The organism is Bradyrhizobium sp. (genome assembly GCF_019244115.1).
In the GTDB taxonomy this organism is placed as follows: Bacteria; Pseudomonadota; Alphaproteobacteria; order Rhizobiales; family Xanthobacteraceae; genus Bradyrhizobium.
This window is the reverse complement of the sequence record NZ_JAFATE010000079.1, coordinates 1-8,457: the sequence shown is the minus strand read 5'-3', so window position 1 is coordinate 8,457 and position 8,457 is coordinate 1. Positions and strand designations below refer to the sequence as shown.

8 protein-coding genes are annotated in these 8,457 nt (G+C 65.0%); 6 read left to right on the top strand and 2 right to left on the bottom strand.

The window, feature by feature from the left end; all coding sequences use genetic code 11:
- Nucleotides 1-426 precede the first annotated feature (426 nt).
- Genes JOZ76_RS03695 through JOZ76_RS03680 form a run of 4 tightly spaced genes read left to right on the top strand, consistent with a single transcriptional unit; the run spans nucleotide 427 to nucleotide 3,679 of the window.
- Entirely contained in the window at nucleotides 427-1,473 is a 1,047-nt protein-coding gene (locus JOZ76_RS03695) for an aromatic ring-hydroxylating dioxygenase subunit alpha (protein ID WP_291697272.1), read from the top strand.
- A gap of 3 nt (nucleotides 1,474-1,476) precedes the next feature.
- Nucleotides 1,477-2,229 carry a GntR family transcriptional regulator gene (locus tag JOZ76_RS03690; protein ID WP_291697271.1) on the top strand — a complete coding sequence of 251 codons (753 nt, stop codon included), beginning with the start codon at nucleotides 1,477-1,479 and terminating at the stop codon, nucleotides 2,227-2,229.
- A gap of 16 nt (nucleotides 2,230-2,245) precedes the next feature.
- Nucleotides 2,246-3,232 (top strand): PDR/VanB family oxidoreductase, encoded by a 987-nt coding sequence (locus JOZ76_RS03685; protein WP_291697270.1) that lies wholly within the window; start codon nucleotides 2,246-2,248, stop codon nucleotides 3,230-3,232.
- Between the two features lie 54 nt (nucleotides 3,233-3,286).
- The gene (locus tag JOZ76_RS03680) at nucleotides 3,287-3,679 is read left to right on the top strand and encodes a tautomerase family protein (RefSeq protein WP_291697269.1); all 393 of its coding nucleotides are present in this window, start codon (nucleotides 3,287-3,289) and stop codon (nucleotides 3,677-3,679) included.
- A gap of 20 nt (nucleotides 3,680-3,699) precedes the next feature.
- Here the strand turns inward: JOZ76_RS03680 and JOZ76_RS03675 are convergent, their stop codons facing one another.
- Complete coding sequence (locus tag JOZ76_RS03675; RefSeq protein ID WP_291697268.1) at nucleotides 3,700-4,740, bottom strand: 5-methyltetrahydropteroyltriglutamate--homocysteine methyltransferase; 1,041 nt, start codon at nucleotides 4,738-4,740, stop codon at nucleotides 3,700-3,702.
- 183 nt (nucleotides 4,741-4,923) lie between these two features.
- Here JOZ76_RS03675 and JOZ76_RS03670 point away from each other — a divergent pair, with 183 nt between their 5' ends.
- Together JOZ76_RS03670 and hemC are read left to right on the top strand one after the other, a co-directional pair.
- The gene (locus JOZ76_RS03670) at nucleotides 4,924-6,543 is read left to right on the top strand and encodes a GMC family oxidoreductase (RefSeq protein WP_291697267.1); all 1,620 of its coding nucleotides are present in this window, start codon (nucleotides 4,924-4,926) and stop codon (nucleotides 6,541-6,543) included.
- On the top strand, nucleotides 6,543-7,532 hold the full coding sequence (gene hemC, locus JOZ76_RS03665; RefSeq protein WP_291697266.1) for a hydroxymethylbilane synthase: 990 nt from the start codon (nucleotides 6,543-6,545) through the stop codon (nucleotides 7,530-7,532). Before JOZ76_RS03670 ends, hemC begins: the two co-directional genes overlap by 1 nt.
- A gap of 89 nt (nucleotides 7,533-7,621) precedes the next feature.
- On the opposite strand, the gene JOZ76_RS03660 is transcribed toward hemC, so the two are convergent.
- A partial coding sequence (locus JOZ76_RS03660) for a uroporphyrinogen decarboxylase family protein (RefSeq protein WP_291697265.1) occupies nucleotides 7,622-8,457 on the bottom strand: 836 nt, incomplete at its 5' end.

Here is an 8,457-nt window from a genome sequence, read left to right as displayed (position 1 = left end):
CAGACTCGGATCTTCGAAGCCTTGCCTGATCGCATCTTCAAGACCTCCACGACGGGGTGCAAAATCCTATCGAAAGATCGTCTCCGACAACAAGTCCGCGCTCCCAGTGTGGTGAAGAGCGGAGGCTGCATTGTGTTCGTCGTCAGAAGCGAGCGTACCGGATTGCCGCTCAGCGTCTGCCGCTTCTCAGCTGTGTGCGGCAAGACGTCGGGCGCGCATGCAAATACCATCGCCGCCGATTGGCATTGGAACTCCGAAGCACGGATCGAAAAAACCTTGCGCTCGCCTACGAGCGACGGAAATGTATACAGGAATGATGCCTACACCGCATTTACTTGCTCCATTAGGGGAACCTTCTTAGCCCACTTGCGGCTACATAGGAAATGTTGTATACATAACGTATCCAACGCACACCGAGGAAACCCCATGGCTGCTTCCTTCCCCATGAACGCCTGGTACGCCGCCGCATGGGACGCGGACGTCAAGCAGGCACTGCTGCCGCGCACGATTTGCGGCAAGCATGTCGTGATGTATCGCAAGTCGGACCGCACCATTGCCGCGCTGGAGGACGCCTGCTGGCACCGCCTGGTACCGCTGTCGAAGGGACGGCTCGAAGGCGACACGCTGGTGTGCGGCTATCATGGCCTGAAGTTCAACGCGCAAGGCCGCTGCACGTTCATGCCCTCGCAGGAGACGATCAATCCGTCGGCCTGCGTGCGAGCGTACCCGGCGATCGAGCGGCATCGTTTCGTCTGGCTGTGGATGGGCGATCCCGCGCTCGCCGATCCCGCCAAAATTCCCGACATGCATTGGAACGACGATCCGGCCTGGGCCGGTGACGGCAAGACCATTCACGTCAAGTGCAACTACCGTCTCGTGGTCGACAACCTGATGGATCTGACCCACGAGAGCTTTGTGCATTCCTCGTCGATCGGCAACGACGCGGTCGCGGAAGCACCATTCGACGTCAGCCACGGCGAGAAGACCGCGACCGTGACGCGCTGGATGAAGGGTATCGAAGCGCCGCCGTTCTGGGCGAAGCAGTTGCAAGCGTCCGGCGCGGTCGATCGCTGGCAGATCATTCATTTCGAGGCGCCGTGCACGGTCAACATCGATGTCGGCGTCGCGCCGACCGGCACGGGCGCGCCTGAAGGCGACCGCTCGCAGGGCGTCAACGGTTTTGTGCTCAACACCATTACGCCTGAGACGGAGACGACCTGCCACTACTTCTGGGCTTTCGTGCGCAACTACCGCCTCTCCGAGCAGCGTCTCACGACTGAGATTCGTGAGGGCGTCGCCGGCATTTTCCGCGAGGACGAGCTGATCCTCGAGGCGCAGCAGCGCGCGATCGACGAGAACCCCGGCCGCGTGTTCTACAATCTCAACATCGATGCCGGCGCCATGTGGGCGCGCCGCGCCATCGACCGCATGATCGCGGCCGAAGCGCCGCAGCAGATGCAGGCCGCGGAGTAGGCGATGGCCGAGCGTGACTCTGATCGCGCCGTCTCGCAGACCGTGCGGGCACAGATCGCGCTGCGCGATCTGATCCTGTCGGGGGCCTTGCGTCCTGGCGAACGGATCTCCGAACTGCAGGCGGTCGAGACAACAGGCGTGTCGCGCACCCCGGTGCGGATGGCCCTGGTGCGGCTCGAAGAGGAGGGGCTGCTCGAGGCGATCCCCTCCGGCGGCTTCATGGTGAAGGCGTTTTCCGAGCGCGACATCCTCGATTCCATCGAGCTGCGCGGCACGCTGGAGGGGCTCGCCGCGCGCTTCGCCGCCGAGCGCGGCGTGTCGGTGCGCGATCTCGAGCCCTTGCGCGAGTGTCTTGAGCAGATCGACGAGCTGGTGCTGCAAGACCCGCTCTCGATCGATGCATTCTCGGCCTATGTCGCTTTGAATGCGCGCTTCCATGCGCTGCTTGGCGAATTGTCGCGCAGCCCGCCCGTGATCCGCCAGATCGACCGCGTCTCCGCGCTGCCCTTTGCCTCGCCGAGCGGTTTCGCGATGGCGCAGGCGGCGATGCCCGAAGCGCGGCAGATCCTCATGATCGCGCAGGACCACCATCGCATTGTGATCGATGCCATCGCGAATCGGGAGGGCGCGCGAGCCGAAGCCGTAATGCGCGAGCATGCGCGAGTTGCCGCGCGCACCTTGCGTTCGGCGCTGAGGAACCGCACCCATCTCGATCTGCTGCCGGCGTCGGCGCTGATCAAAGCCAACGCCGTCTGACGCGAACGAGGGGATCATGCGATTCGAGGAGATCTGGGGACCGGCCACTGTCGTTGCGACGCGCGACCTTGGTCCGCGCATTCGCGAAATTTTGATCCGCCCGGATCAATTCAGTCCTGCCGCCTATCCGGTCGGAAGCCACATCAAGGTCGGCGTGAGCATCGACGGCCGTCCGGATGTCCGCTCCTATTCGCTGATCGGCGAAGCCTCGCCCGACGGTTATCGGATTGCGGTGCGGCTCGCCGAGGATTCGCGGGGCGGCTCGCGTTACATGTGGTCGCTGGAGCAGGGTGCGCGGCTCAGCATCGCGGCGCCGGCCTCGCTGTTTGCGGTCGACTGGCAGCGCCGGGATTTCTGTCTGGTCGCTGGCGGCATCGGCATCACGCCGCTGGTCGGCGCGGCGCAGGCACTGAAGCGGCGCGAGGCCCATTTCACGCTGCATTATGCGGTCCGTTCGCGGCGCGATGCGGCCTATCTCGATGAGCTCGAAAGCCTGCTCGGCGACCGCCTTGCGGTCTATGCCGGCGACGAGGGCCAGCGCATCGACCTCACCGAAACGTTTTCGCGATTGCTGCCGCAGGCAGTCGCGCTGTTCTGCGGCCCGATGCGGATGCTGGAGGCGGCGCAAAGCGCCTGGGCGGCCTGCGGCCGTCCCATGGCCGACTTCTGTTATGAGACGTTCGGCTCCAGCGGGCAGTTTGCAGCGGAGCCGTTCCGCGTCCGCGTCAAGGACACCGGCGCGGAGCTGGTCGTCCCGCGCGACCGCTCGATGCTGGACGTGCTGTGCGAGGCGGGCCATGACATGATCTCCGACTGCAAGCGCGGCGAATGCGGCGTCTGCGCGGTCGACGTTGTCGATCTCGACGGGCGGATCGATCATCGCGACGTCTTCTTCAGCGATGCGCAGAAGCGCGAGAACCGAAAAATCTGCCCCTGCGTCTCGCGCGCGGAGGGCGTGGTCACGATCGATACGCTGCTGCGACCCGACGCCCAGCGCCATTGAAATCATCGGGAAGACGGCTATCTCTCCGGCACCTTCACCTGTGCTGGAGCTCTCATGCCGCTCGTACGCGTCTCCCTTCGCCGCGGAAAACCCGCCCTCCATCGCCAAGCCATCCTCGACGGCATCTATCGCGCGATGCGCGCCACTTTCGACGTACCGGAAGAGGATCGCTTCATGACGATCACGGAGCATGACGAAACCGACTTCAGCTATAGCCCGAACTACTTCGGCATTGATCGCAGCGACGATCTCGTGATGATCCAGCTCACCGTCAGCAACACGCGCACGGTCGAGAAGAAGAAAGCACTGTTCCGCCAGATCGCCGCCAACCTGACCGCCGACCCGGGACTGCGTCCGGAAGATATTTTGATCAACCTGGTCGAGGTGTTGCCGGAAAACTGGTCGTTCGGTCACGGCATCGCGCAATATGTTGCGGACAAGAGCTGACGGCGTCCTTTCCATCGCCGCTAGCTGAGCTCGTTCCGGACATGCGCGGCCGCCTCGCACATGGACTTCAGCTTTCCGAACGCGGTCGCGCGCGGCATGTATTTCATGCCGCAATCCGGCGCGATCACGAGCCTGTCGGCCCCGACATGCTTCAAGCCGTTGCGGATGCGCTCGGACACCACCGACACGGTCTCGATCTCGGGATCGCCGAGGTCGAGCACGCCGAGCATGATCTTCTTCGGCGCGAGATCTTTGAGCACGCCGAGATCGAGCCGCGGCTGCGCCGCCTCGATCGAGATCTGCTCGGCCGTGGTGTCGGCGAGCTCCGCGAGAAAGGAATATCCTGAAGGTTTGGTCGAGCCCGGTACGACCGCCGCATAGCCGAAGCAGAGATGCACGATGGTCGGCACCGTGAGGCCCTCGAGCGCGCGGTTGATCGCCTCTACGGCGATGCGCCGCGCCAGCTCCGGATTGTTGCGCACCCAGGGCTCGTCGAGCTGGATCACGTCGGCGCCGGCCTTTTCGAGGTCGCGCGCCTCGGCATTGACGGCTTCCGCGAACGCCATCGCCAGCGCCGCGTCATCGCGGTAGTACTCGTCCTTGGCCTGCTGGCTCATCGTGAAGGGGCCAGGCAGCGTGATCTTGGCGGCGCGGTCGGTGTTCTTGCGCAGAAATTCCATATCGCGCAGTTCGACGGGATGATTGCGGCGGATCTTTCCGACCACGCGCGGCACCGGCGTTTCCAGCCCCGCGCGCGAGACGATGACAGCCGGGTTGTCGGCGTCAATGCCGTCGAGCGCGGTCGCCAGGCGATTGGAGTAGCTTTCCCGCCTGATCTCGCCATCCGTGACGATATCGATGCCGGCACGTTCCATGTCGCGGATGGCGACGATGGTCGCATCGTCCTGCGCCTCCTCCAGATGCGCAGGCGGTAGCCGCCACATCGCCTGCATGCGCGTGCGCGGCACCGATTTCGACAGCATCGCGCGGTCCACCAGCCAGTCCGGTTGCGGATAGCTGCCGACCACGGTCGTCGGCAACAGATGTGTGGGTAAGGTCACGATGATCTCCCGAGCGCGATCAGGCGATTGTCGCCGCCCACTCGCGCAAGCGTCAACGGAAATCGCCCGTTTTTGCGATTGACCCTTCGATATGCCGCCGCTACCTCTTCGCCCGGGATCAGCCTCCGGCTGGGGCCATCGCCACACGCGGCCGAGCAGAGCTGCCCGCGTGCGAGGACAAGGATGAACAAGAACAGCCCGCATGACGTCGCGGAATTCGACTATGTCATCGTCGGCGCGGGTTCGGCAGGCTGTGTGCTCGCCAATCGTCTCAGCGCCGACGGCCGGCATTCGGTGCTGCTGCTCGAGGCCGGCCCGAAGGACAGCAATGTCTGGATCCACATCCCGCTCGGCTATGGCCGGCTGTTCAAGGACAAGCGCGTCAACTGGATGTACCAGACCGAACCCGAGCCGGGTCTCGGCGGCCGTCAGGTCTTTCAGCCGCGTGGAAAAGTGCTGGGCGGATCGAGCTCGATCAACGGCCTGCTCTATGTACGCGGCCAGCACGAGGATTATGATCGCTGGCGCCAGCTCGGCAATGTCGGCTGGGGCTTTGACGACGTGCTGCCCTATTTCAAAAAAGCCGAAAACCAGATCCGCGGCGCCGATCAGTATCACGGCACGGGCGGCCCCCTGTCGGTGTCGGACTGGCGGCATCACGATCCGCTCTCGGAAGCATTTGTGAAGGCCGCGGTCGAGGCGGGCATCCCCTACAACCCCGACTTTAACGGCGCGACCCAGGAGGGCGCCGGCTTCTTTCAGACCACGACGCGGCGCGGCCGGCGCGCGTCGAGCGCCTTCTGCTATCTGCGGCCTGCGCGAGGCCGCGGCAATCTGCGCATCGAGACCGACGCGCTGGCGCAGCGGATCAAGTTCGAAGGGCGGCGCGCGCGCAGCATCGAATACCGGCAGAACGGCGTGACGCGAAGCGCGCGTGCCCGCCGCGAAATCCTGCTGTCGAGCGGAGCCTATAATTCGCCGCAGCTTCTGCAACTTTCCGGCGTCGGCCCGGCGGACCTGTTGAAACAGCATGGCATCGACGTCGTGCTCGATGCGGCCGGCGTCGGCCGTGATCTGCAGGATCATCTGCAGGTGCGGCTCGTGATGCGCTGCGCCCAGAAGGTGACGCTCAACGACATCGTCTCGAGCCCGCTGCGCAGCGCGCTCGCCGGCGCGCAATATGCCGCCTTTCGCAAGGGAACGCTGACGATTGCCGCCGGCACCTCCGGCGCCTTCTTCAAGACCAGCCCGCGGCTCGCCACGCCCGACATCCAGATCCATTTCATTCCGTTCTCGACCGACAAGATGGGCGAAAAGCTGCACGCGTTCTCCGGATTCACCGCCTCGGTCTGCCAACTGCGGCCCGAGAGCCGCGGCTCGCTGAAGATCAGGAGCGCCGACCCGGCCGCGCCACCGGAAATCCGCATCAACTATCTCGCCACCGAAACCGACCGCGCCGCCTTCATCGACGGCATCCGCATCCTGCGGGACATTCTCGCGAGGCCGGCGCTGAAACCGTTCGTAGTGAGCGAGGCCTATCCGGGCCCCGACAAGGTGAGCGACGAGGATATTTTGGACTTCTGCCGCAAGACGGGATCGACGGTCTATCATCCGACCTCGACCTGCCGGATGGGCAACGATCCGCTCGCGGTCGTCGACCAGCGCCTGCGCGTCCGCGGCATCGAGGGCCTGCGCGTGGTCGATGCGTCGGTCATGCCGGACCTGATGTCCGGTAACACTAACGCGCCGACCATCATGATCGCGGAAAAAGGCTCCGACATGATTCTGGAGGATGCGCATTGATGGCGGACGCGAAAAAGCCTTTTCGGATCGGCACGCGCAAGAGCACGATGGCGCTGGCGCAGACGGAGGAGATCGCGCGGCGGCTCGCCCTGCGCGTGCCCGGCATTTTGGTCGAGATCGTCAAATTCGAGACCACGGGCGATACCGACCAGACCTCGAAATTGCTCACCCATGGCGGCAAGGGCGGCGCCTTCGTCGCCCAGATCCGCAATGCCGTCCGCGCCGGAAAACTCGAAGCGGCGATGCATTCGCTGAAGGATATGCCGGGCAATGAGGACACGCCCGGGCTCGTGATCGCCGCCACGCTGTCGCGCGATTCGCCCGGCGACGTGCTGGTGCTGCGCCCAGGCCTTGCGCTGGACGACTTCTTGCGCGAACGCGGCAAAGGATTCAAGATCGGCACCAATGCGGTGCGGCGTGCGGCCTATGCGCGGCGGCTGTTCCCGGGCGTCGAGGTGATCCATTTCCGCGGTGCGGCCGATACGCGCGTTCGCAAGCTCGACCGTGGCGAAAAGCAGCGGCTGCCCGGCGGCGGCGAAGTGGGACCCGCGGATGCACTGATCATGGCGCGCTCCGGGCTCGAGCGGGTCGGGCTCGCAAACCGCGGAGCCTACGACTTCCGGGTTCACGACATGCTGCCTGCGGTAGGGCAGGGCATCGTCGCGGTGGAATGCGCCGCACATGATTTCGCGACGCGGCGGATACTTGCAGCGATCGATGATCGCGATGCCCGTGCCTGCGCCGACGCCGAGCGCGAGGTGCTGTGGGTATTGAACGGCCATTGCAATTCGCCGATCGCGGGTTTTGCCAGGATCGACGGCGCGTCGATGTCGCTCACGGCCGCCGTGCTGGATGAAACCGGCGGCTCGTTCATCGAGGCTTCGCGCCAAGGACCGGCCGATCGTCCGCGCGAACTCGGCCGCGCCGTGGCGCTCGACCTGCTCGCCAGGGGCGCCACCGAACTGATCGAGCGCAGCCGGCCGAAATGAAGCGGTGTCATTGCGAGCGCAGCGACGCAATCCAGAGCCACGGATGAAATTCCGGATTGCTTCGGCGCTTTGCGCCTCGCATTGACATCTCAGCTGCGATGCGCCCGCACCCGCGCGATCATCTGTTCGACATGGGCGATCGCGGTTTCCGGCAAGATGCCGTGGCCGAGATTGAAGATCAGTCGGCCGGACGCGTAGTTTTCCAGCACGTCGTCCACGGCGCGATCGAGCGCGGCGCCGCCGGCGATCAGCGCGAGCGGATCGAGATTGCCCTGCACCGCGACCTTGCTCTGCACGCGCTCGCGGATCAGCGCCGGCTCGGCCGCCCAGTCGATCGACACCGCGTCGACGCCGGTCGCCTCCACATAGGCCGGCAGCAGCGCGCCGGCGCCGCGCGGAAAGCCGATGATTTTTGCATCCGGCACCTGCTCGCGGATGCCGGCCACGATGCGGCGGGTCGGCTCGATCGACCAGCGCGCGAATTCGCGCGGGGTGAGCACGCCGGCCCAGGTGTCAAAGATCTGCAAACAATCGGCGCCGGCCTGCAACTGCCCGAGCAGATAGTGAATGGAGTTTTCGACCAGCACGTCGATGATGTCTTTGAAGGCATCCGGATGACGATAGGCAAGCAGCCGCGCCGGCGCCTGGTCGGGTGTGCCCTGGCCTGCGACCATGTAGGTCGCGACCGTCCAGGGCGCGCCGCAGAAGCCGATCAGCGCAACCTTGCGATCGAGCGCGGCGCGCACGCGGCGCAGCGCCTCATAGACCGGCTCGAGCTTTGTGAAATCGGCCTCGCGCTTCAGCGTCAAAATCTTCTCGGGGGTATCCAGGGGATCGAGCCGCGGCCCTTCGCCGGCCTCGAAGCGCACCGCGCGGCCGAGCGCATAAGGGATCACGAGAATGTCGGAAAAGATGATCGCGGCAT

What these genes read in the sequence shown, in the direction of transcription:
- JOZ76_RS03695 (WP_291697272.1), top strand. Translation starts at nt 427, where the DNA reads ATGGCTGCTTCCTTCCCCATGAACGCCTGGTACGCCGCCGCATGGGAC.
- JOZ76_RS03690 (WP_291697271.1), top strand. Translation starts at nt 1,477, where the DNA reads ATGGCCGAGCGTGACTCTGATCGCGCCGTCTCGCAGACCGTGCGGGCA.
- JOZ76_RS03685 (WP_291697270.1), top strand. Translation starts at nt 2,246, where the DNA reads ATGCGATTCGAGGAGATCTGGGGACCGGCCACTGTCGTTGCGACGCGC.
- JOZ76_RS03680 (WP_291697269.1), top strand. Translation starts at nt 3,287, where the DNA reads ATGCCGCTCGTACGCGTCTCCCTTCGCCGCGGAAAACCCGCCCTCCAT.
- JOZ76_RS03670 (WP_291697267.1), top strand. Translation starts at nt 4,924, where the DNA reads ATGAACAAGAACAGCCCGCATGACGTCGCGGAATTCGACTATGTCATC.
- hemC (WP_291697266.1), top strand. Translation starts at nt 6,543, where the DNA reads ATGGCGGACGCGAAAAAGCCTTTTCGGATCGGCACGCGCAAGAGCACG.